Source organism: Vreelandella hamiltonii (assembly GCF_014651775.1).
Classification (GTDB): Bacteria; Pseudomonadota; Gammaproteobacteria; order Pseudomonadales; family Halomonadaceae; genus Vreelandella; species Vreelandella hamiltonii.
Map to the genome: position 1 here is coordinate 23,452 of NZ_BMXN01000019.1, position 22,083 is coordinate 45,534.

Annotated in this window: 19 protein-coding genes and 1 pseudogene; 12 read left to right on the forward strand and 8 right to left on the reverse strand. The window is 62.3% G+C overall.

Going from position 1 to position 22,083, the window contains the following annotated elements; translation table 11 throughout:
• Positions 1-26: 26 nt before the first annotated feature.
• Positions 27-1,397 (reverse strand): MFS transporter, encoded by a 1,371-nt coding sequence (locus tag IE091_RS14090; RefSeq protein ID WP_039176554.1) that lies wholly within the window; start codon positions 1,395-1,397, stop codon positions 27-29.
• Between the two features lie 421 nt (positions 1,398-1,818).
• Here IE091_RS14090 and IE091_RS14095 point away from each other — a divergent pair, with 421 nt between their 5' ends.
• From IE091_RS14095 to IE091_RS14110, 4 genes are all read left to right on the forward strand, one after another.
• Entirely contained in the window at positions 1,819-2,208 is a 390-nt protein-coding gene (locus tag IE091_RS14095) for a VOC family protein (RefSeq protein ID WP_016914602.1), read from the forward strand.
• Between the two features lie 117 nt (positions 2,209-2,325).
• Complete coding sequence (locus tag IE091_RS14100; RefSeq protein ID WP_081139079.1) at positions 2,326-2,721, forward strand: DUF4870 family protein; 396 nt, start codon at positions 2,326-2,328, stop codon at positions 2,719-2,721.
• 3 nt (positions 2,722-2,724) lie between these two features.
• A complete protein-coding gene (locus tag IE091_RS14105; RefSeq protein ID WP_039176560.1) occupies positions 2,725-3,657 on the forward strand; it encodes a lysophospholipid acyltransferase family protein in 933 nt (310 codons plus the stop codon).
• Positions 3,658-3,668: 11 nt separating this feature from the next.
• Complete coding sequence (locus IE091_RS14110) at positions 3,669-4,031, forward strand: DUF4870 family protein (RefSeq protein WP_189463920.1); 363 nt, start codon at positions 3,669-3,671, stop codon at positions 4,029-4,031.
• 37 nt (positions 4,032-4,068) lie between these two features.
• On the opposite strand, the gene IE091_RS14115 is transcribed toward IE091_RS14110, so the two are convergent.
• Positions 4,069-5,478 (reverse strand): mannose-1-phosphate guanylyltransferase/mannose-6-phosphate isomerase, encoded by a 1,410-nt coding sequence (locus IE091_RS14115; protein ID WP_039176567.1) that lies wholly within the window; start codon positions 5,476-5,478, stop codon positions 4,069-4,071.
• A complete protein-coding gene (locus tag IE091_RS14120) occupies positions 5,475-7,097 on the reverse strand; it encodes an alkaline phosphatase family protein (RefSeq protein WP_189463921.1) in 1,623 nt (540 codons plus the stop codon). Before IE091_RS14120 ends, IE091_RS14115 begins: the two co-directional genes overlap by 4 nt.
• A gap of 193 nt (positions 7,098-7,290) precedes the next feature.
• On the opposite strand from IE091_RS14120, the gene IE091_RS14125 reads away from it, so the two are divergent.
• From IE091_RS14125 to IE091_RS14140, 4 genes are read left to right on the forward strand one after another with little or no spacing between them, the layout of a single operon-like run.
• Complete coding sequence (locus IE091_RS14125; RefSeq protein WP_189463922.1) at positions 7,291-8,820, forward strand: OpgD/OpgG family glucan biosynthesis protein; 1,530 nt, start codon at positions 7,291-7,293, stop codon at positions 8,818-8,820.
• Complete coding sequence (gene mdoH, locus IE091_RS14130) at positions 8,813-10,771, forward strand: glucans biosynthesis glucosyltransferase MdoH (protein ID WP_189463923.1); 1,959 nt, start codon at positions 8,813-8,815, stop codon at positions 10,769-10,771. Before IE091_RS14125 ends, mdoH begins: the two co-directional genes overlap by 8 nt.
• Complete coding sequence (locus tag IE091_RS14135; protein WP_039176583.1) at positions 10,772-11,551, forward strand: FkbM family methyltransferase; 780 nt, start codon at positions 10,772-10,774, stop codon at positions 11,549-11,551.
• Between the two features lie 36 nt (positions 11,552-11,587).
• Complete coding sequence (locus IE091_RS14140) at positions 11,588-12,358, forward strand: creatininase family protein (RefSeq protein WP_189463924.1); 771 nt, start codon at positions 11,588-11,590, stop codon at positions 12,356-12,358.
• A gap of 81 nt (positions 12,359-12,439) precedes the next feature.
• Here the strand turns inward: IE091_RS14140 and ribA are convergent, their stop codons facing one another.
• The gene (ribA, locus tag IE091_RS14145) at positions 12,440-13,543 is read right to left on the reverse strand and encodes a GTP cyclohydrolase II RibA (RefSeq protein ID WP_039176589.1); all 1,104 of its coding nucleotides are present in this window, start codon (positions 13,541-13,543) and stop codon (positions 12,440-12,442) included.
• 193 nt (positions 13,544-13,736) lie between these two features.
• Between ribA and IE091_RS14150 the strand changes: the two genes are divergently transcribed.
• A complete protein-coding gene (locus tag IE091_RS14150) occupies positions 13,737-14,471 on the forward strand; it encodes a RibD family protein (protein ID WP_229800847.1) in 735 nt (244 codons plus the stop codon).
• Between the two features lie 114 nt (positions 14,472-14,585).
• On the opposite strand, the pseudogene IE091_RS14155 reads toward IE091_RS14150, so the two are convergent.
• The 4 genes and pseudogenes from IE091_RS14155 to IE091_RS14170 form a co-directional block, all read right to left on the reverse strand.
• Positions 14,586-15,395, reverse strand: a pseudogene (locus IE091_RS14155) (lysylphosphatidylglycerol synthase transmembrane domain-containing protein); the annotation flags it as partial.
• A gap of 58 nt (positions 15,396-15,453) precedes the next feature.
• Positions 15,454-17,385 (reverse strand): glycosyltransferase family 4 protein, encoded by a 1,932-nt coding sequence (locus tag IE091_RS14160; protein ID WP_189463925.1) that lies wholly within the window; start codon positions 17,383-17,385, stop codon positions 15,454-15,456.
• A complete protein-coding gene (locus tag IE091_RS14165; protein ID WP_016914615.1) occupies positions 17,382-17,780 on the reverse strand; it encodes a 6-pyruvoyl trahydropterin synthase family protein in 399 nt (132 codons plus the stop codon). The genes IE091_RS14160 and IE091_RS14165 overlap by 4 nt, the downstream gene beginning before the upstream one ends.
• Before the next feature lie 14 nt (positions 17,781-17,794).
• A complete protein-coding gene (locus tag IE091_RS14170; RefSeq protein WP_144981788.1) occupies positions 17,795-18,793 on the reverse strand; it encodes a zinc-dependent alcohol dehydrogenase in 999 nt (332 codons plus the stop codon).
• Between the two features lie 260 nt (positions 18,794-19,053).
• Between IE091_RS14170 and IE091_RS14175 the strand changes: the two genes are divergently transcribed.
• The 3 genes from IE091_RS14175 (at position 19,054) to IE091_RS14185 (ending at position 22,054) form a co-directional block, all read left to right on the forward strand.
• A complete protein-coding gene (locus IE091_RS14175; protein WP_189463926.1) occupies positions 19,054-19,788 on the forward strand; it encodes a CDP-alcohol phosphatidyltransferase family protein in 735 nt (244 codons plus the stop codon).
• 126 nt (positions 19,789-19,914) lie between these two features.
• Positions 19,915-20,847 (forward strand): CysB family HTH-type transcriptional regulator, encoded by a 933-nt coding sequence (locus tag IE091_RS14180; protein WP_016914618.1) that lies wholly within the window; start codon positions 19,915-19,917, stop codon positions 20,845-20,847.
• A gap of 130 nt (positions 20,848-20,977) precedes the next feature.
• Positions 20,978-22,054, forward strand: a complete 1,077-nt coding sequence (locus IE091_RS14185; protein ID WP_229800844.1) for a sulfate ABC transporter substrate-binding protein — start codon at positions 20,978-20,980, stop codon at positions 22,052-22,054.
• The last annotated feature ends 29 nt before the right edge of the window (positions 22,055-22,083 follow it).

Sequence of the window (22,083 nt, forward strand, 5' to 3'; positions counted from 1 at the left end):
TCTCACCTGATAGCCGCTTCAGCGGCTTATTTGCGCACCTCGGTTTCTATGTCGTCGTAATAAGTGATGTGGCTTTCGTCTTCCTGGGGCGGCCCCACTACCGGCTCGGCGACCTCTACTTCCGGTACCACATCGGAAAGGTCTTCCAGATGCTCATGCTCAAGCGCCCCCTGCACCAGCTCTTCGGTCACCACCAGTTCAGCACCGGCAGCGGTCATGGGCGTCGTGGCGGTAAACGGCGCCACGGGGACCGGGGCCGGGCGCACGCTGCGGCGCCACGTGAAGAACAGCACGAAGAACAGGCTGAGCGAGCCAAAGGCCCAGAACAGTCCGGCATCGCCCATGGCGGTCATCACCGGCGAAATCATCAGCGGGCTGATGGTGGCCCCGATGGAGTTGATCAGCAATAGGCCCTGGCTCATGCGCACCAGCGCCCCTGCGGGTGCACGGTCGGCGGCGTGGCTCACGGCCACCGGGTAAAGCGCAAATACGCCCCCACCCAGCAGGAACAGCAGCGCGACCAACAAAGGAGTAGAGAGCGGTAGCCAGAGCATGGCTGCCGAGATCACCACGCAGAACGCGCTGATGCCGATCAGCACCATCTGGCGGTCGTGGCGGTCCGACCAGCGGCCAATGGGGTATTGCAGCAGCATGGCGCCAAGAATCACCACCGCCATCAGTTGCCCCACCTGATTGACACTCATGCCGATACGCTGGAGATAGAGCGGCAGCAGCGTATAAGCCGCCGCCACCACCATGCCCGACCCCAGGCTGCCCATCACACCGGTCGGGGTCATGGTGATCAGCCGGTGCGGGGGTAGCGGCTCGGCGTGTTCGATGAGCGGCGATACGCGGGGAATCATGGCCATCGGCAGTACCGACAGCGACGCCAGCAGGCCGATCACCATGAAGGGCGCGGTGTCACCCATGGCGCTGGTCACGCCCAGCATCAGCTGGCCCAGTACGCCCGCGGCATAGAGCGCGATCATGTACAGTGCCAGCAGGCGGCCACGCACTTTCTGGTCGCCCGCGGTCAACAGCCAGCTCTCGATGACCAGATAGACGCCTACCGTGGCCCAACCGCCCACCAGACGCAGGGCAAACCACGCCCAAGGGTCGAAGAACAACCCTTGCAACAGCACGGTGACGGCCACCAGCGATGCAAAACTGCCGTAAGCACGAATATGGCCAATGCGCAGCAACAGGCGATCATTGAACATGGCCCCCAGGGCCAGGCCAATGAAATAGGCAGACGACACGATACCGATCACCGTGGCCGACTCGCCCGCAGCGTCCAGTCGAATGGTGATCAAGGTGGCGAGAAAACCGTTGCCAATGCCCAGAATGAACAGCCCAAGTAGGGGCGCCAGCGCCATGGCCAGCAGTTGCCGCGACATGCGTACCTCACATTGCATTGAGTATGAATCGATGGCCGTTTGTACGCCTATCGCACCGGCAGGCAGAAAACGGGCGCGCAATTATTGCTGCCAGTGGCATAAAGTCAATGCTTTTTCAGCCCCATGCCCAGCAGTCTGGTGTTTTTGATAACCGAATGCTTCCTTGGCAGGAAATTCATCTACTCCAAGCCATTGAATGACGTTTGGTGCCCTTCCCAAAATAGCTGCCCGGCGCCCATCGCGCGACCCATGTGTCCCTTAAACCCCACATAGCCATGCAACCGTGGCAAACTGATGACATTGTCGATGACCCAGTCATGGCCTTGCGACTGCGCGATGGTCGTTCGACTGCCGCTGACATGGCGGGCAGCGTCGCATCATCGTATTCTCTGGTTTTACGTTCGTATTTAAGGAAAGAGGCATGCTTTCAGGTCTGGACCATCTTGTTGTAACCGTGACCGATATGGGTCGCGCTGTGGATTTTTATTCTCGTGTGCTGGGTCTGGATGTGCGTTATCGGGATGCCCAACGGGTCGACCTGTTGCTGGGTGATACGGCCCTGCGCCTGCATCAAACCGACACTGACATTGCCCCGGTGTCGGCCACCCCAACGCCTGGCAGCCTGGACTTGTGCCTGCGCTGCCAGCTGCCGCTGGATGAGTTCAAGCAGCACCTGGACGCGCTCGAAGTCGATGTGGAGCTGGGTCCGGTGGCCCGCCAGGGAGCCAACGGCCCCATCGAATCCCTCTATCTGCGAGACCCCGACGGCAACCTGCTCGAAATCTGTCGACCAGCAGCACGCCAGCCCTGAGCCAGACCGCCATGCTGGGCGGGTCGACGGGTGATAAGTCGCCCTGCCCACGCTATCATGGCGGGCTAACAGGGTATCCGCTGGATGCTATCGTCGAATCGAAAAGAAGGAACGCCCATGCGTGACGACACCCCCATCGAAGGTGAAGTGGTCAACCGCACCGACACGCCTGAAACGCCCTCACCGGCCCCCGACACCACCATGGCCATGGTGATCTATGCCCTTTATCTGGCCAGCTTCGTGGTGGGCTTCACCTCGGTCATCGGAGTGATCATTGCCTACGTGTATCGTGGCAAGGGCCCTGTCTGGCTGGACGAACACTACCGTTATCAAATTCGTACGTTCTGGATCGGGCTACTGTACGGCAGCATCGCCACGCTGCTGACGCTCATCCTCATCGGCTTCCCGCTGCTGCTGGCCTTTGCCGTGTGGTTTATCGTGCGCTGCGTCAAAGGCTTCAAAGGGCTGCAAGAGAAGCGCGCGCCCTCCAACGTCGACAGTTGGCTGCTGTGATCCATGAGTGAACCGTTACACACCCGCCGGGCGCAGTATCAGGCCCGTGCCATCGCCGGGCTTTGGCGCATGCTCTCCCGCTGGCCCGTCACTCGGCTATGGCGCATTGCAGCCTTCATGGGGCCTCAGATCTATCGCTTCAGCAAGCGTGAGCGACGCGTGACCGAGCTGAACCTGGCGCGGGTTTTTCCAGACCAGTCCGCTCAGCAGCGCAAGGCGTTTGCGATTCAGAGCCTGCAGCACTCCACGGCCACCATGCTGGAGCTGGGCCACGCCTGGATGGCGCCTCCCGAGAAGGTGGAAGCCAGCATTCTGGCCGTGCACGGGCGCGACAAGCTGGACAGCGCACGGGCCGAAGGGCGCGGCGTCATCGTACTGGCGCCCCACTTTGGCAACTGGGAAGTGCTCAACTTCTGGCTCTCCAGCCACTTCCCGTTCACGGCCATGTACGAACCGCCCAAGATCGCTGACCTGGAAGCCATTACGCGCCACGGCCGAGAGCGCATGGGCGCACAGCTGGTGCCGACCAACCCACGTGGCGTCGCCGCCCTGCTGAAAGCCTTGAAGCGCAGCGAAGCCATCGGCATCCTGCCCGACCAGGAACCCGCCTGGGGCAGTGGCGTATTTGCGCCGTTCTACGGGCACGAGGCCTACACGGCCACCTTGCTACCCAAGCTGGTCGCTCGGACCCAGGCTCGCGTGGTCACGGGAGTGGCACGACGTATTCCCGGCAAGGGGTTCGAGATTCACTTTCTGGATGCCGACGAACGGGTCTACAGCGAGGACGACACGCTGTCCGCCACCGGCGTCAACGCCAGCGTGGAAGCTTCGATTGCCCTGGACCCACCCCAGTACCAATGGGAATACAAGCGCTACCGCAAGGTCGTGGAGGAGCAGCAAGGGCTCGCCAACGCCAACGATTTCCGCCTTTATTGAACGAGAGTGGCATGACCGAATCTTCTCCCCACCCGCCTAACCCGCCACAGGATACGCGCCCGCCGCAGATCGTCTATGCGCTGTATCTGGCCGGGCTGTTCACCGCCAACATCACCCTGCTGATAGGTGTGATCGTGGCGTATGTGTACCGTCGCGAGGCAGCGCCCTGGCTGCAGGCCCACTACCGCTACCTGATCCGTACGTTCTGGATCGGCAGCCTCTATTTCCTGGTCACGTTCACCTTGACCCTGCTGTTTCTCGGCGCGCTGCTGTGGCCGCTGCTGGCCCTTTGGCTGGGCGTGCGCTGCACGCTTGGCTGGCTGGCGGTACGCAAGGGCCAGCCCCCGGCAAGGCCTGGCAGCTGGCTGTGGTGAAGAAGCACCTGGCTGTGTTGAAGAAGTAGCGGCGGGTTCAGTCGTCGCTGTGGCGCGCGTAAACATCGTCCAGCCGTTCGATGTCATCTTCGCCCAGGTAGCTGCCGGACTGCACCTCGATCAGCTCCAGCGGAATCTTGCCCGGGTTCTCCAGGCGATGCAGCGCCCCTATCGGGATGTAGGTCGATTGGTTCTCGCTGACCAGAAAGGTGCGCTCCTCCACGGTGACCTTGGCAGTGCCGCTCACCACCACCCAGTGCTCGGCGCGATGATGATGGCGCTGCAACGACAGCCGTGCACCGGGGCGCACGGTAATGTGCTTGACCTGATAGCGCTGGCCGCTGTCCATGGCCTGAAAACTGCCCCAGGGGCGGTGCACCAGCGGTGACGAGCAGGGCTCGCGCCGCCCTGCCGCGCTCAAGGCCGCCACCAGTTGCTTGACCCCCTGCGCATGATCGCGGCGAGCCACCAGCACGCTATCCGACGTTTCCACTACTACCAGGTCTTCGACGCCCAGGGTCGCCACCAGGCGATGATTGGCCACCACCAGCGAGCGCTGGGTATCCCGCAATACGCCGTCACCGGTCACCACGTTGCCCGCCGCATCAGGGGTGTGCGTGGCCATCAGCGCATCGAAGCTACCGATGTCGCTCCATCGCGCGTCCAGCGGCACGACGGCGGCCCTGGCACAGTGCTCCATCACCGCATAGTCGATGGACTCGCTGGGGCAGCGCTTGAAGGAGGCCTCGTGCAAGCGCAGGAAATCGAGATCGTGGTGCGCCTCGTCTACCGCTGCCTGACAGGCCGCCAGCATGTCGGGCTGTAGCCGTGCCAGCTCGGCGAGATAATCCGAGGCCCGCAGCAGGAACATGCCGCTGTTCCACAGCGTATTGCCTTCGGCCAGCAGGGCCTTGGCTTTTTCAAGAGGGGGCTTTTCGATGAAGGCGTCCAGATGGTGGCCATCTCCCAACGCCGCGCCGCAAGCAATGTAACCGTAACCGGTTTCCGGATGAGTCGGCACGACGCCAAAGGTCACCAGATAACCTTGCTCAGCCAACGGCGTGGCCCGCCGCACACTGTCGGTGAACGCGGCCACATCGCCAATCACATGGTCGGCGGGCAGCACCAGCAAAAGCGGGTCGTCCCCCGTCTGGCGTGCCAGCAGCGCGGCACAGGCGATGGCCGGGGCCGTATTGCGCCCTTCCGGTTCCAGCACTACCTGCCCCTGCTGGCCAGCTTCGCGAAGCTGCTCGGCCATCAAAAAGCGATGCGCATGATGGCCCATCAACATGGCGGGCTGTGCGGTGATGTCCGCAAGCCGAGCCAGTGTCTGCTGTAACAGGCTTTGCTCGCCGGTCAGGCGCAAAAACTGCTTGGGCATCTGTTCCCGGGAAAGCGGCCACAGCCGTGTACCGCTACCGCCGCTGAGAATGACGGGTTGAATCATGGTGTCGTCCTTGGTGTCGTCCCCGGTGTCGTACCTGGTAACGGTTCCGCTGCGCCAAAATCTTCTTGCAGCCAGTGGCGTAACTGGCTCATGGGTGGGGCATCGAAGGTGGCTGACAGGTCAGGCAGCATGCCGTTCACGAAGCCACGCGCCATGAAAGGGGCCAACAGTTCAGGGTCGCCGCTGACGATATGCACCGGCACCGCCGCGCTGGCGTTTTCTCCGGTAATCAAAGGCGCCGCCTGGTGGTCGCCCAAGGCAATCAGCAGGGTTTGCTCATCGGCCACCCGCTCTGCCCAGCGCCCGGTGACTTTCACAGCGTAGTCCACAGACCAGGCATAGTGGTCACGAATACGCTCGATATCGCGCCAGATCACCTCGGGCGGGTCGGCCGCGTTCTCCCACGGGGCGAAAATCGACCCATCCCCCACCATCGACCAGTTCTCCAGCACGGGCAGGATGGGCGTCCAGGGGGCATGGCTGGAGATCAACGCAATCTGGGCAAACACCGGGGAGCCCCCCAGCAAGTGGCGCTGGGTATAGTCCAGCGTGAACTGGTCGGGCATGGTGACCCAGTTGAGTGGAGGCCCCGCGTAAGGCATGTCTCTGGCAGCGACGATCTGGTCGAAACCGTAGGCTTCGCCTTCGGGCCAGGCCAGGGTGATGGCAGGCATCACGGTCAGCGTGTGCTGGCCCGTGGCGCGAAAGTCATCGATCAACGTAGGGTGGCCGCTATTGAGCATCAGCCGATACCACAACTGGTTGTCGATCCAGCGGCCGCTGAGCGTGGTGGCGTGGGCCAGCCACGACTGCCCGCCACGAATCGGCGCATCCATCAATCCGGACACCACCGATAACCCGCGTTGTTCCAGGCGCGTTTCGATCTCGGCCAGGGTGGCCAGAATCTGACGGTTGTAGCGCGGGTCATCCAGCGCCGTGACGCCGTAGGACTCGATGAAGGTCAGCAGCACATCGCGCCCTTCCAGCCCAGGCAACGCCTGGGTGGCCATGGGCGAAGCCTGCAGCTGTTCGCTGAAGGCCAACCTTGCCTGATGGGTCGAGACCACCTGCTGCCACTGAAAACGTGCCGTGTGCACTACTGGCAGCGTAGAATGGGGCACCCAGCGGTAGCGGTTTGCCTCCAGCAGCAACAAACCCGCAGCCACCACCAGAACGCCCAGGGCAAGCTTGCCCTGGCCGCGCGCCAGCGAAAGCGGCACTCTGGGCAGCAACAAGCGCAGCAACCCCCACACGCCCACCAATAGCACCACCAATGCCAGTAGCATCAAGCAAATAGCCGCAAGTTGGCCTACATTACCTACAAGCAGGTGGTAAACGGAACGCACCAGCGGCACGTCGAGATACAGGTTCAACGAACGACCAAAAGCGGTGTGGGTAGCAGCATCCCCAAGATTGATGAGCGTGAACAGGGCCAAGGCGCTGACGACCGTCACGCCAGCGGCACGTCGCCAGCGTCGAACAGGAAGCAACCACAGGGCGGGTACCAGCACCCAGGCTTCCCAGGCCAGCAGTGGCGCCGCCCAAGTGCCAAAGCGCCACCACAGTGGCATGACCAGTAATGTATTGACCACGCAGATAGCTAACAGGAGACGCAGCATTGATACCTCATGGCCAGTTTAAAGAAAGGTCGATCAATGGATGGAGGCAGTAGGACTTGGCCCACTCAACGGATTCTCGCACTCCGTCACACCCCATTGCTAAACATGACTTGTTAAGCGTATAGCTTTTGTTTAATTATTTCATACCACATTGTGCTGTCGTCTTTGAGTTGACCACGAAAGGAACTCGATAATGGGCTGTCGTACCGCTGCAAGCTGGATGATGTCGCTGGGCTGGTTGTGTTCTGTCTCTGCCATGGCCAGCCAGGAACAAGTACTTTTCGACTCTATCATAGCGCAGGCCCAGCAGTTGGCCGAAGCGCCCTATCAGGCACCCGAAGCCACCCTGCCGGAGGCGCTGCAATCGCTGGACTATGACGGTTATCGGCAGATTCGCTTCGATCCGGAGCGCGCCTACTGGAAAGACGAAAGCCCGTTCAGCCTGCAGCTTTTTCACAGCGGCTTTCTGTTTCAAACGCCGATCACGCTGAATGTGCTGGATGGCGAGACGTTGTCTCCCTTGGCATTCACCAAACAGGACTTCACCTACGACGGTGCGGCCAGCGAACTGCTGGAGCATGACCTGAGCGGCAGCGGTCATGCCGGCTTCAGGCTCCACTACCCTATCAACGACCCGGACTACGCGGACGAATTTGCGGTGTTTCTGGGCGCCAGCTACTTCAGGCTGGTAGGCCAAGGGCAAGCGTATGGGCTCTCCACACGGGGCCTGGCCATCGATACCGCCTCCGAGCGGGGGGAGGAGTTTCCGGCGTTTCGTGAATTCTGGCTGGTCAAGCCCGAGCAGGATGACGAGAGCGTTACGCTCATGGCGCTACTGGATAGCCCATCGCTGAGCGGCGCCTATCGCATCACGCTGACACCCGGTGAACAGACCGAAGCCGAGGTGGAAGCCGAGCTGTTTGCTCGCAGCGACGTGGCCAAGCTGGGGGTTGCCCCATTGACCAGCATGTTCACCTTTGGGGAGTCAACGGCTCAACGACCCGACGACTTTCGCCCTCAGGTACACGACTCGGATGGGCTGCTGGTTCACACCGGCCAGGATGAGTGGATATGGCGCCCGCTGCAAAACCCCTCGGCCCTGCGTATCTCCGCGTTCATGGACCATGATCCACAAGGGTTTGGCCTGATGCAGCGAGAGCGCCACTTCGATCGTTATCTGGATCTGGAAGCTCACTATCATCGTCGCCCCAGCCAATGGGTCGAACCGATTGGCGACTGGGGGGAGGGCCATGTCGAGCTGGTCGAGATCCCCACGCCGGATGAAACCCACGACAATATCGTTGCCTACTGGGTAGCCGATGCGCCACTGAAGGCGGGTGATTCACGCAGGCTTCACTACCGCACCTATACGCTGAACACTCAGCCCGAGCAGCACGCTCTGGGCCGCGTGATTCGCACGCGCCAAGGCAGTGCTGCCGTCCCTGGAGAAGCCGATTCTGCGTCTGCCGACCAGCGCCAGCTGGTGGTCGACTTCATGGGCGGCCCCCTGGAAACGCTGGCCGAGGAGGTCGTACCGGAGCTGGACATCAGCGTACTGGACGGCGAAGCCCAGCTTCCCCAGGTGAAGCGACTACCCGACCATGGCTGGCGGGCCACCTTCCGTTTGCCCTCCGATCGCCCCAGCGATATACGCCTGCGCCTGACCCACGACGGGGAGCCACTGACCGAGAGCTGGAACTACGTATGGTATCCCGATGCCTAGTTCGACGTCTCTTGGCCCCCTCATTCCCTGGCTGAATGCCCGCCGTACGCTGCTGGCCACGCTGGTCATCGGCACCAGCGTGGTTGGCTGCCTGGTCATGGCCAACGTGGTCGCCAACCTGGCGCTCGGCTGGCGCATCGTCATGCTGGTGCTGTTTGGGCTGACCTTCAGCTGGATCGCCCTGGCCTTCTGGGGAGCGGTATGCGGCTTCATCTTGTGCAGCCTGCGGCTGGACCCTCTGACCTTGAAACGTCAGTCTCATAGGCCAGCCATCGATGCGCTATCCAGCAAAACGGCCTTGATCATGCCGATTTATGCCGAGCCCCCCATCCCCACTCTGGCCGGTCTCGAAGCCACCTGTCGCTCGTTGCTCCAGGAAATGAGCAGCAACCCTCACTATGCAGCCACCCCGTTACAAGCGCATTTCGAGGTGTTCATCCTCAGCGACACGCAGCAGGCTGACCAGGCCGCCGAAGAGGCCGCCCATGTGGCCGCCTTGCAGCAGCGGCTGGCTGGCCAGGTGGCCGTGCACTATCGGCGGCGGCCGGACAATCGCGGCCGCAAGGCGGGCAATATTGCCGAGTTTTGCCGTCGCTGGGGGCGGCGCTACGACTACATGATCGTGCTGGATGCCGACAGCCTGATGAGCGGCACCACCTTGCTGCATCTAGTGCATCAGATGCAGCGCTACGCGGGCGTAGGGCTGATCCAGACCGTCCCCTTGCCGGTAGGTCAGCGCACCCTGTTCGGCCGCTTCATTCAGTTTGCGTCAGCGCTGTACAGCCCCATGCTGGCGGCAGGTCAAAGTTTCTGGCAGGGCGACGCCGCCAACTACTGGGGGCATAACGCCATTATCCGCACCCATGCCTTCATGGCCCATGCCGGGTTGCCGACCCTGCCTGGCAAACCCCCGTTGGGCGGTGAATTATTGAGCCACGACTTTGTCGAGGCCGCCCTGCTCAAGCGGGGCGGCTGGCAAGTGCTGCTGGATACCTCGGCCACGGCCTCCGCCGCCTCGCCCCTGCCCTTGGCAGGCAATCACAGCCTCGAAGCGATGCCCAGCAACCTGCTGGATTTTGCCAAGCGTGATCGGCGCTGGCTGCAGGGCAATCTCCAGCACCTTCGGCTGCTGACCGGTGCCGGGTTTCACCCGATTAGCCGATTGCACTTTCTGTTTGGCGCCTTCGCTTATCTCTCATCGCTGGTATGGCTTGGGCTCTTGCTGTGCACCAGCTTCATGGTGGGTTATCAGGCCATCGACAACGGCGCGCCTCCGCTCTTGCCGCACAGTCTCTCCCTTGGCCTGCTCAGCGTGACGCTCGGCATGCTGCTGGCGCCCAAGGTACTCGGCCTTGTGCTGGCACTGTGGCAAGCCCCCCGCGCCTTCAATGGCCGCCTGGCTCTCATCGCCAGCACGCTGCTGGAAATGCTCTTCGCCGCCCTGATCGCACCGTTGATGATGGCGTGGCATAGCCTGTTCATCATCAATGTGTTGATCGGGCGCGCCATCGATTGGCAGACCCAGCATCGGGGCGAGCGCTCGCTGAGCTGGCGGGAAAGCTGGCGGCACACTGGCTGGATGACGCTGTGCGGCAGCCTCTGGGCAGGCTTGATGATCCTTTTTTCACCCTCGGCCTTTGGCTGGCTGACACCTGCCTGGCTTGGCCTGGTCGCGGCAGCTCCGCTGGTGAAGTACTCCAGCAGCGGCACCTGGGGCGGGGTGGCCAGCCAACGGCTGGGGTTGCTGCATATCCCCACCGGCTGCCCGACCCCACCCCTGCTGCAAGACTTCGCCGACCTGTGCGCACGTCATTCTCAAAGTCTGATCGTCAGCGGCTCGGCCACCCCCAACCAGCCGCCACGGGAGCAGTTCGGTGACATGCCCAGCCAACCGTTGAAGGCCTTGTCCTCGCGCCGAAACGCCGCTTCCCGTGCCAAGGAGCCTCATTAAATGCCTTCATTGACCCTGGCACCGCTGCGCCGTGCAGGCGGCATGGCTCGCTCGCTGTTCATTTACTGGCGGCCGGGGCGGCAGCGCAGCCTGCAACGCCTTTATCGCCCCTTCATCGCGCCTGGCGACATTGCCTTCGATGTGGGTGCACATCTGGGAGATCGCAGCGCGGCATTTCAAGCCCTGGGGGCCAGGGTCATTGCTCTGGAACCCCAGCCAGCGCTAGCCAAGTGGTTTCAGCGCTTGCTGAAACGCCCTGACATCACCCTGCTGCCGCTGGCCGTGGGGCCTCAGCTCGGCGTCGCCGAGATCGCCATCAGCGAAGGCAACCCCACCCTGTCCACGCTGGCCAACGACTGGCGCCATCAGGTAGGCGAGCGCAACCCCGGCTTTCATCACGTGCGCTGGGAGCAGACTCTCCAGGTCGACATGACCACTCTGGACGCACTGATCGAACGTTATGGCACCCCGCGCTTTATCAAGATCGACGTGGAAGGCTTCGAGGCCGAGGTACTGCAGGGGCTCCATCACCCCGTTGCGGCCCTCTCCGTGGAGTTCGTGGCGGGCATGCTGGAGGTCAGCCACGCCTGCCTGGAAGAGATACAGCGGCTGGGGGAGTATCGCTTCAACGCCATTGCAGGCGAGCGCCGCCGATTCCTCTTCGAGCAGTGGTTAACCCCAGAGGCCATGCAACAATGGCTCGCCCAGGGAGCGGGACAGTTGGCGTCGGGGGATATCTACGCCTGCCGCCACGACCATCCGATACTCACCGACGCCTAGCACTCAGCCGTACCGATCACCCTTGAAGAGACTGTTATGGTTCATGAATGGCAACACCTGACCGCGCCCAAACTTCAGGCCCTGGCCCAGCGCCAGCCCATCGCCCTCATCACGCTGGGCGCCATCGAGCAGCACGGCACCCACCTGCCCCTGGGCACCGACCTGATAATCGGCGAGGGCCTGCAGGCGGCCATGCTGGCGCAGCTCCCCGACGACATCGAGGTGCTTTGTCTGCCCCCCATGGCCATCGGAGCCAGCGATGAGCACGCCAGCTTTTCAGGCACCCTGAGCCTGCCCGCCAGGCTGGCCATCGAGACGTTGGAAGCCTACGGCGACAGCATTGCCCGGGCGGGCATCCATAAGCTAGTGATGATCAACAGCCATGGCGGCAACAAGGCCGTGATGGACCTGGCGGCCCTGACTCTGCGCCAGCGCCACGCCATGCGCGTGGTCAAGGCGACCTATACTCGGCTGCCGCCGCTGGAAGGTGCCCTGGCCGCCGATGAGCTGCGCCATGGGCTGCACGGAGGGCTGCTGGAGACCTCGATGATGCTGCACCTGGCACCCCAATGGGTAGACACCGAAGGGTATACGCCCACGCCCCCCGCCACGCCTCCCGAAGGTGGCCTGCTGGGCGCCGAAGGCAGCGCAGCCTATGCCTGGTTGGCAGAAGACCTGAGCCCCCACGGAGTGGCGGGCGATGCCCGTGGCGCCAGCGCCGACCTGGGCGAACGATTGGTGCGCCACTATGCGGGCCTGCTGGCCCGCGTGGTGGAAGAAACCGCTCGACTGCCCGCCCTGAACTGACTCTCTTGACCATAAAATGCCGCTGGCCGGGTGCTGGCTCAGCGGCAACGATTAAGTGTTCAGCGGTTGACGCCTGATGCTTCAGTGGCCACGGCTCTCCAGCACGTCGTCCAGAAAATGTCCGGCCCGGTTGGCCTTGGCACTCAGGTAGCGATGGTTGTGATCGGTCACGCTGCCATACAGGGCCTGACGCGAGACTACCTCGATCCCCCCTTCCCGCAAGGCCGCCATTTTCAGCGGGTTGTTGGTCAATAGCTGTACCTGATGAATCGACAACGCATTGAGCATATCCACCGCCACCGCGTATTGCCGCTCATCATCGCCAAATCCCAACACCTGGTCGGCGTCCACGGTATCCAGGCCACTGTCTTGCAGGGTATAGGCGCGCAGCTTGTTGGCCAGGCCGATACCCCGCCCTTCCTGGGCCAGATACAGCAGCACGCCACCGCCCATCCCCTGGATATCGGCCACGGCATTACGCAACTGCTCACCGCAGTCACAGCGCAAGCTACCGAACAGGTCACCGGTCAAACAGGCAGAGTGCATGCGTAGCGGCACGGGGCCTTGCTGGGCTTCGGGCTGGCCGATCACCACTGCCACGTGCTCGCGCAGGCCATCGGGCTCGCGAAACAGCACGAAGCGGCTATGCGGCGCGTCTTCCAGCGGTATGCTGGCTTCACTGACCCGCTTGAGCATGCCGGGCGCACCGGCTAGGCACTGCAGGGCTTCTTCGGCACTGACTTCCAGCAGCTGCCCCTGGCGCACCTGCTCGGCCACGGCATGGCTGGCCTGCTCGCTCACGTCAGCGGTGAGGGCTGCAGGCACCAGCAGCGCCCGGCGCATCAGGGTGACGGCACCGCGCTCGGCCGCGCCTGCGGGTTTCAAGCCGCTCAGCAGCGCGCTCGAACGCGCCTGACCAGGCGCCAGGGCCAGCTGGTGCAGCTCATGCTCGCCGATCTGTTCGGCCAGTGGCAGGCAGGCAGCGTCGGCCTTGAGCGACAACCCCATGGCCTCCAGCCGATGGCGGGTCAACACCATGGCCGGACGTGAGCCCGATAGCGCCGCCAGCGCCGCCACCGAGCGGCTACCCTCCAGCGCTTGCACCAGCAAGCGCTGCTCACCACTGCGAATCACGACAGGTAAACCACGGCGAATATCAAAAATGGCGCGTTCAATGTGATACATGTAGGCCTCCGGATTGCCTAGTCGTCTGAACAAAGGTCACTTGCGTTGCGCTACCTGGCCCCGCATGATCAATGGGTGTATCCAATAGGGAAGTGTTATGCCCGACTCCAGTTCTTCTGCTCGATACTCCCCGGCCCTCGATGATGAGGCGGCCTGGGAATGGTTGATCGCGTTGAGTGCCACGGCACGGCGCATGACCGAGGCGTCTACTCTTCCCCCTGAGGCCCAGACGCCACAGGCCGCTGGGCCGGACGTTCAGCAGTGGCTCGATTGCCTGACCCCGCTGGCCGCCAGCCCACAATGGGTGGTCGCGCAGCTGGGCCAGAGCCTGGATGGGCGTATCGCCACGGAAAGCGGCCATTCCCATTACATCAACGGCCCTGAAAGCCTGGTGCACCTGCACCGGCTGCGCGCCCTGGCCGATGCCGTGGTGGTGGGCGCCGGCACCGCTGCGGCCGACAACCCCCAGCTCACCGTGCGCCATGTCGATGGGCCCAACCCGGTTCGCGTGGTGCTGGACCCGCGCGGTCGCGTGCCCACCACCTTGGCGCTGTTTCAACCTGGCGACGTGGCGACGCTGCACATCACCGGGCCTCAGGTAGCCCCGCTGAATAGCGCTGCCGAGCAGTGCTGCCTGCCGCTGAATGCCCATGGTCAATTTCAGCCCCACGATGTCATTGCGCTGCTGGCAGAGCGCGGATTGCACCGCGTTCTGGTGGAAGGTGGCGGCATCACCATTTCCCAGTTCATCGAAGCCCAGGCCGTGGATCGCCTGCACCTGCTGGTGGCCCCGCTGTTGATTGGTTCGGGGCGGCCCGGGCTGGTGATGACCCCCATCGACACCCTGGAGCAGGCGCTGCGCCCCACGATGCGCTCGTTCCGATGCGGCGCCGACACGCTGTTCGACGTCGAGCTGCGCCGCTCCTGACGCGGCAGCCCCCATGGCCCCTTCACTCGAAGAGGCCGGGGAGCTTGCCGGGCTCGCTTGGCCGCGCCGAGCCAGTGCCACGGGAATACCCGGCAGGCTGGACAGCAGCACCAGCACGCCATACGCCAGCGAAATGGCCACGCCCTGCGCAGGCGGCATGCCCACCAGCATCCATAAACCTGCTGCGGCGCCTTCGCGTACGCCCCACCCGGCTACCGAGAGCGGCACCAGCATGGAAAGCAGCAGCACCGGTGCCAACGCCAGCAGTTCAAAGGCAGGTATCGGACTGCCAATGGCCCTGGCCGCGCACAGCATGACCACGCCATAGCTGATCACGATGGTCAGCGACGAGCTCAGTTGCAGGGGCCATACGCGACGCTGAAACAGCCCACGACGCAGGTCGCGCCCCAGGCTTTGGCACCAGCGCGGTAGCGCCAGCCGTTGGCGACGCACCCAATGTATCAATAGCGCAAGCCCCGCCATGCCCAGCAGGGCACCAGCCGCCAATGACATCAACACCACAGGCCCCAGCGCAGCGTGCCACATTGGCGATGCCAGCAGTGCTGCCAGCGTGAGCAGCGCCACGGCCACCTGACCAGACGCGCGCTCGATCACCACCGCTCGCCAGGCGCTGCCACGGGAAGTGGCCTGGCCCGCATGGCGATGCGCGCGCCCGGCATCTCCCAGCACCCCGCCTGGCAGCAGCTGATTGACCAACAACGCCAGGTAGTATTCACGCAGGGCGTAGCCAAAACGCAGCGGCACGCCGATCAGCCCCGCCGTAAGCTGCCAGCGCCACGCACTGAGCATGACCTGCAGCACGCTGATGGCCAGCGCCAGAACCATCCAGCCCAGCGAGAAGCGCTGCACTTCGGCCATGATATCGGCAGGTTCCACCCACAAGGCGACCGCCAGCAGCAGCATGCCACTGACCAGGCAACGTCGTACCCAGGGCGCACGCCAGCCGCGCGCGAACACCTTGCTACCCCGCCACCGCTGGCAGTGCCAGCAGATCGTGATGGCCTACCCACACGCCCCATTGGCCACGCTCCACGGCGTCCAGCCTGGCCGTGCGCCATTCGGCAATACGCGTGGCCGCTTCCGGCGCCTGCTCCGTGGCGGCGGCGGCCCAGCCCTCTATGAGCGAGCGAATCAGCGGCTCATGGGTGGTGTCTCCTGCGGCCAGTTGCCAGGGCGTGGCAGCCTCTTCAAGGCTATACCCCCGGCGCTTGAGCGCCTCCGCGAGCGCAGCATGGGCGTGGCCTCCCAGCGCCTCGCCCAGCCCCTTGTCACGCTGCTGGTGGGCATTGAACAGGCCGCGTACGAAGCGATCTTCGGGGTGATCGAGTGGCTGGTGCTCCGCATCGATGAAGCGCCACTCCCCCGTCACGCTGAGACTGACCAGCAGCGCCTGCCGCTGCTCGGCGCACTGGGCGGCCAGCGCACCGATCCACGGCTGGGAGACCAGATCGATGAGCGCCGAGGCACTGACCACATTGGCTTCCAGCAAGGCAGGGTGCGCCAGCGTCGCCAGCGAGGTGCAGTGGGTTGCCACCTGGACGGGCTGGCCACGGGCATCGTGGAGCTGCATGGCACGGCCACGGGCTTCCTCGAGCAATTCAGGGTCGTGGTCGAACAATGCCCAGCGCTGAGGAACGCTCAGCCGGGGCACCAAAAACTGTACGTTGCTGCCCCGCCCACAGCCCAAATCTGCCAGGGTGACGCTGTCACGGTTGGCCAGCCAGGCATTCAAACCTGCCACCAGCGCGCTGCTGCGCGACTGGCTATCCACACGCTCGCGCTGGCTGAGCCAACTGGATGCAAACTGGCTGCCTGCGGGCATGTTCGGCGCGGCCCCCATATTCAGCGCGCTGGCAAACTGGGCACCCGCCGCCTGCCAGTCATTGAGTTCTCCGCGTGCGACCGCAGCGCCTGCCCGCAGCGCCGTGCGTAGGGCCTGGTCACTGCAGAACTGCTCCAGCGCCGCCTGCAATGCGGGCACGTCGCCAGGCGCAACGCTCAAGCCAGCGCCTTCGGGTAGCGTATCGCTCAGGGCGCCACCGGTGGTGGTGATCACGGGAAGGCCATGGGCCAAAGCTTCGGTCACCACCATGCCGTAACCTTCGTACCAGGAAGGCAGTACCAGCGCGTGAGCCCGGTGATAGGCAGCCTCCAGGGTGGCGGCATCACACTCACCGTGCAGCGCGATGCGCTCGCCCAGGTGGTGCTCTTCCACGCGCTGGCGAACGCTGGCGCTGAACTCGGCGTCTCGCTCGGCACCATAGCAGTCACACTGCCAGGGCAGATGGGTCAGCCCTGCCAGCGCCTTCACCAGCACGTCTTGCCCCTTGCGTGGCGTCAGGGTGGCAACGCATAGCAAGCGCAGGGGTTCACCCTCACGCGGCGCCGGGCTGATAGGGGCATGCGCCACGCCAGGCTCCACCACGCTGATCGGCGCAGTGAGCGGCACGGCGTACTGCTCGGCCAGCGCCTTCAAGCGCCGCGCGGTGAAACGGCTGGTCACGATGATACGCGCCACGCAGCCAAGTCCCGTCAGCTCACTGCGGTGCAGATGCTGCTGCTCATCGCTGGACAGCCCCTGCTCATCCCCCAGCGGGTGATGCAGCAACGCGGTCAGGTCCAGCCTGTCGGCATGTCGTGCGACCACGTCGGGCAGCGCGCCTACGGCCAGGCCATCGAGTATCACTCGGGCGCCTGACGCCTGCTGCTCCAGCGCGTGGGCCAGGGCGCTCGCTGCGACCTCATCGGCCAGCGGGAAGCGCCCTTCCAGGCCCACCACCGTCACCTGGTGGCCCTGCTCGCGCAGCGCCTCCACAATGCGGGCATCATAAAGATAGCCGCCGGTACGCTGGCCAGGGTCGCCGGCCACGATCAGGGTAAATCGTTGGCTCATAGCTCGCCTTCGTAGCTTGCCCAGGCCACATGGGATTCATGCAGCTTGATTTCCATGCGGGTCAGCCCCTTGGCAGTCTCTCCCATCCTGCCGCCACGAATCGCTTCGGCCAGCTGATCGAAAATCACCTTGGCCATGAATTCGGTGGTGGTGTTCTGGCCGGTAAACTCGCTCACCTCGTCCAGGTTGCGGTAGTTGTATCCCGCCAACACTTCCTTGACGGTTTCACTGGCCAGCCCGATATCGATGACCAGCCCATCCTCATCCAGCGCAGGGCGCTGAAAGATGACATCCACCACATACGTTGCCCCATGGGTACGCTGCGCAGGGCCGAAGATCTCCCCTTTGAAGCTATGGGCAATCATGAAATGGTCGCGAACACATAAACGGTACATGGCAACTCCTTGGGTTATTCAGGTTCATCCTGAACGGGGTAACGAATGCGATGGCACAATGCCTTGCTGCCCGGGCCAAACAACGCCGGCGCCAAGGCAGGCAAGTCCATGAAATTGCTCTCACCGCTGATCAAGACATCCAGCGTCGGATCGGCCAGCAGGCGCAACGCCAGGGCCAGGCGACGCTGGTAGTTCCAGCGAGGTTGCAGCTTGGCAGGCAGCTGGCCCACCTGGCTGGCGCGCAGGGTCAAACGTTGGGAATGAAACGCGCCGCCCAGGGGCAGCGCCACGTCACCCTCCCCGAACCAGCTCATTTCGATCACGCGCCCTTCCTGGCCCACCAATGACATGGCCAGGCGAAGGCCCTCAGGATGACCGCTGGCATGAATCACGCAATCCTGATCCGCAGGGGCCTGCTCTGGCAGGGCAAACGGCACCCCCAGGGCATCGGCCAACGCCTCACGCTCGCCATTGATATCAATGAGCTGCACCTGCACCCCAGCAATACGCGCGCACAGGTAAGCCACCAGCGCACCCACGACGCCGCCGCCCACGACACATACCCGCTCACCCAGCATGGGGTTGGCATCCCACACGCCGTTGATGGCGGTTTCCATGTTGGCGGCCAGCACCGCCCGGTAAGCCGGTACGTCAGCGGGCACCGGCACCACCATGGTGGCCGGGACGATATAGCGGTCCTGATGGGGGTGAAGACAAAATACGGTCTGGTCGACCAGCGCCTGAGGGCCATGGGTCACTCGGCCTACGCTGCAATACCCGTATTTGACAGGGCCAGGGAACTCCCCCACCTGAAAGGGCGCGCGCATACGCTGGGTCTCGCTGCTCGGCACACGGCCATGAAACACCAGCGACTCGGTGCCTCGACTGACGCCGCTGTAAAGCGCACGCACACGCACATCGTTCTGGCCCATGGCAGGGAGAGATTCGGACTGGATTGCACCGTGGCCTGGGCGGGTGACCCAAAAGGCCTGAGCGGTATCAGGCACTGACATGACATTTCCTTATCGTTGAAGCGCAAGTTCCCTGCGTTGACCCAAGCCTTTGCAAGAGTTGGCGACTTTTCAAGGGCTAACCTATAGCTTAGCTTAGAAAAGAAAACGGTCTATTAACGTTTATTAACCTTCGTGACGCGGCTCGACAGCTGACCAACAAAGCACAAGAAGCGCGCCATATCTATACAACAATGATACATTGATAAATTATTGCACCACTAATTTCAACTGCGGATGACGATGCCGCTTCGAGAGCCTTCATGCCCCCAGCCTCACACACTTCGGAATCGCCACGCTTCAATCGGCTTCATAGCGGCCTGGAGCTGCTGCTGGGGGGCTTGTTACTGGGCGGTTTGGGATGGCTCATGGGTCCGCTCATGGCGAGTGCCGCCAACTGGTGGTCAGCCGTCGGCTTATATGCCGTGATGAGCGCGCTAGTGCTGTTGTTTTGGCCCTACGGTGCGCTGGGCTGGGCGAATAGAGTCACCCTCGGGCGTGGTGTACTGGTGGCACTGGTGGCTGGCGCCCTGGTGGGCGGCGCCTTTCAACAGGCCATTGGGCTATGGCTGGGTGTCGCCGTGATTGCCCTGCTGCTGGACGGCGTGGACGGCTGGATTGCCCGCCGCACACACAGTCACTCGCCCTTTGGCGCACGCTTTGACATGGAGCTGGATGCCCTGCTGATCCTGCTATTATGCTTGGCCCTGATGCGCGCAGAAGCCCTGGGCCCTTGGGTATTGCTGATTGGCGCAATGCGCTATGGCTTCGTGGTGGCAGGATGGCTGCTGCCCTGGCTAGAGGCGCCGTTGTACGACAGCTTCCGCCGTAAACTGATCTGTGTCTGGCAGGTCACGGCACTCCTGTTGGCACTAACCCCCTTCACTTCCCCCCTTTACGCCAGCCTGCTGGCCCTGGGAGCCCTGCTCAGCCTGGCTTACTCCTTTGGGGTAGACGTATGGTGGCTGTATCAACGGCGCCGCACGACGGCGGGCTAATTGCCCTGCGGCGCCATTCCGCTGCAAGCGATAAAGATATCGCAAAATATAATTATGGAATAAGAGCATTGGTTTAATATTCTTTTCACGAATATTAAATCACATATGGACTGGGTAACGCTCGCTATGAACTTACAGCAACTGCGCATCGTGCGTGAGACGGTACGCCAGCATTTCAACCTGACCGAGGCTTCCAACGCCCTTTTCACCTCGCAATCTGGTGCCAGTAAACATATTCGGGATCTGGAAGAAGAGCTCGGCGTCGAGCTTTTCGAGCGCCGTGGCAAACGCATTCTTGGGCTTACCATTGCCGGCAGTACGCTGATGGACTTCATCGAGCGTATCCTGCTCGATGTCGAAAACCTCAAGCGCTCGGCCCATCAGCTCACCCACGAAGACCAGGGCAGCCTGGCCATTGCCACGACCCACACCCAGGCACGCTATGCGTTGCCACCGATCATTGCCCGTTTCAAACAGGCCTTTCCCAAAGTGCATCTCGAGCTTCATCAGTGCAGTCCGGAAGAGATCGTCTCGCTGCTCAAAGCGGGCAAGGTGGATATCGGTATCGCCACAGAGGCACTGCACGAGGAAGGGCAGCTGTTTGCCTGTTTCCCGTTCTACCACTGGTACCATGGAGTCGTGGTGCCTGAGGAGCACCCCCTCAACGATGGCCTGCCGCTCACCCTGGCACGCATTACCGAGCACCCGATCGTGACCTACCATGAAGGCTTCACTGGCCGAGCACGCATTGATACCGCCTTTTCTGCAGCGGATGTGTACCCGGACATCGTGCTTACCGCGCTGGATGCAGACGTCATCAAAACTTACGTAGAGCTGGGAATGGGCGTTGGGCTCATTGCCTCCATGGCGTACCACGAGCAGCGCGATCAAGGATTGAAACTCCTGGATGCAAGCGCCCTCTTCCCTCGCAACACCACCTACCTTGCCCTGCGCCGTGGCCACTTCCTGCGTGGATATGCCTATCAGTTCTTGAAACTCTGCCGCGAAAACCTGGACGAAGAGACGGTTCAGCGCGTGTTGGCAGGGCGGCCCCTTTAATCACAAAAGAATATAAGCAATCCTTTTTTTATTGGTTAATTTGCATAACGACTCTCCCTTACGCTGTGTTCATCAACACCATTGATCGACACAACAAACGATCATCATGATCATCCTGGGAGCCGCAAACATGCCAACCTTGTCATTCCGTCAAACGCTTTCCAACGCCCACCCGCTGACCAAACTGGCCGCCGCTGTACTGTTCAGCAGTGCATTGGTCGCCGGCGTGATGGTCAGCAGCCCCAGCCATGCGCAAAGCGACCGCGTCGAGCTGCTCAACGTCTCTTATGACCCTACCCGCGAGTTCTATCGCGAGTACAACGATTTATTCAATACGTATTGGCAAACCGAGCACGACCAGACTGTCACGGTTCGCCAATCCCACGGCGGCTCAGGCTCACAAGGCCGTGCCATTATTGATGGTATTGATGCAGATGTTGCAACACTTGCCCTTGCCTACGATATCGATGCACTTCATGAGCGCGGAAATCTGATACCGCAGGATTGGCAGTCGCGCCTACCCAATAACAGCTCGCCCTACACCTCCACCATTGTGTTGCTGGTTCGTGATGGCAACCCAAAGAACATCCAAGATTGGGATGACCTAGCACGTGAAGACGTAGAGGTCATTACCCCTAATCCAAAAACATCAGGTGGTGCACGGTGGAACTTCCTGGCGCTATGGGGTTATGGATTAGCGCAGTTCGATGGTGATGAAGAGCAGACTTACGAGTTCGTTCGTCAAGTTTACGAAAACGTTCCCGTGCTGGATCCTGGTGCCCGTGGCGCAACTAACACCTTCGTACAACGTCGTTTGGGGGACGTTTTCATCGCTTGGGAAAACGAGGCCATCCTATCTGTAGAGCAGTTGGGCGCAGGTGATTACGAAATTATCGTGCCATCCTTAAGTATTTTGGCAGAACCACCTGTCACCATCATTGACACCAATGTGGACCGAAAGGGCACACGAGAAGTCGCTGAGGCCTATTTGGAACATCTCTATTCTGATGAAGCGCAGCACCTAGCGGCTAAACATTATTATCGCCCTAGCAATCAGGAAATTTTGGCCGAGTACAGCGAAGAATTCCCAGGGTTGGAGCTTTTCACGATTGATGACGTCTTTGGTGGCTGGCAAGAAGCCCAACCACGCTTCTTTAACGATGGCGGTGTCTTCGACGACATTCTTGAAGCGATCAACACCCAATAATCGCGTTTGACCAATCTGCCAGGGGGTTT

Excerpts from the sequence above, each read along its gene's own strand:
- IE091_RS14135 (WP_039176583.1), top strand. The coding sequence starts at position 10,772 with ATGCCTTCATTGACCCTGGCACCGCTGCGCCGTGCAGGCGGCATGGCT.
- IE091_RS14120 (WP_189463921.1), bottom strand. The coding sequence starts at position 7,097 with ATGCTGCGTCTCCTGTTAGCTATCTGCGTGGTCAATACATTACTGGTC.
- IE091_RS14125 (WP_189463922.1), top strand. The coding sequence starts at position 7,291 with ATGGGCTGTCGTACCGCTGCAAGCTGGATGATGTCGCTGGGCTGGTTG.
- IE091_RS14110 (WP_189463920.1), top strand. The coding sequence starts at position 3,669 with ATGACCGAATCTTCTCCCCACCCGCCTAACCCGCCACAGGATACGCGC.
- IE091_RS14090 (WP_039176554.1), bottom strand. The coding sequence starts at position 1,397 with ATGTCGCGGCAACTGCTGGCCATGGCGCTGGCGCCCCTACTTGGGCTG.
- IE091_RS14185 (WP_229800844.1), top strand. The coding sequence starts at position 20,978 with ATGCCAACCTTGTCATTCCGTCAAACGCTTTCCAACGCCCACCCGCTG.
- IE091_RS14105 (WP_039176560.1), top strand. The coding sequence starts at position 2,725 with ATGAGTGAACCGTTACACACCCGCCGGGCGCAGTATCAGGCCCGTGCC.
- IE091_RS14150 (WP_229800847.1), top strand. The coding sequence starts at position 13,737 with ATGACCGAGGCGTCTACTCTTCCCCCTGAGGCCCAGACGCCACAGGCC.
- IE091_RS14115 (WP_039176567.1), bottom strand. The coding sequence starts at position 5,478 with ATGATTCAACCCGTCATTCTCAGCGGCGGTAGCGGTACACGGCTGTGG.
- IE091_RS14180 (WP_016914618.1), top strand. The coding sequence starts at position 19,915 with ATGAACTTACAGCAACTGCGCATCGTGCGTGAGACGGTACGCCAGCAT.
- IE091_RS14160 (WP_189463925.1), bottom strand. The coding sequence starts at position 17,385 with ATGAGCCAACGATTTACCCTGATCGTGGCCGGCGACCCTGGCCAGCGT.
- ribA (WP_039176589.1), bottom strand. The coding sequence starts at position 13,543 with ATGTATCACATTGAACGCGCCATTTTTGATATTCGCCGTGGTTTACCT.
- mdoH (WP_189463923.1), top strand. The coding sequence starts at position 8,813 with ATGCCTAGTTCGACGTCTCTTGGCCCCCTCATTCCCTGGCTGAATGCC.
- IE091_RS14140 (WP_189463924.1), top strand. The coding sequence starts at position 11,588 with ATGGTTCATGAATGGCAACACCTGACCGCGCCCAAACTTCAGGCCCTG.
- IE091_RS14165 (WP_016914615.1), bottom strand. The coding sequence starts at position 17,780 with ATGTACCGTTTATGTGTTCGCGACCATTTCATGATTGCCCATAGCTTC.
- IE091_RS14095 (WP_016914602.1), top strand. The coding sequence starts at position 1,819 with ATGCTTTCAGGTCTGGACCATCTTGTTGTAACCGTGACCGATATGGGT.
- IE091_RS14170 (WP_144981788.1), bottom strand. The coding sequence starts at position 18,793 with ATGTCAGTGCCTGATACCGCTCAGGCCTTTTGGGTCACCCGCCCAGGC.
- IE091_RS14175 (WP_189463926.1), top strand. The coding sequence starts at position 19,054 with ATGCCCCCAGCCTCACACACTTCGGAATCGCCACGCTTCAATCGGCTT.
- IE091_RS14100 (WP_081139079.1), top strand. The coding sequence starts at position 2,326 with ATGCGTGACGACACCCCCATCGAAGGTGAAGTGGTCAACCGCACCGAC.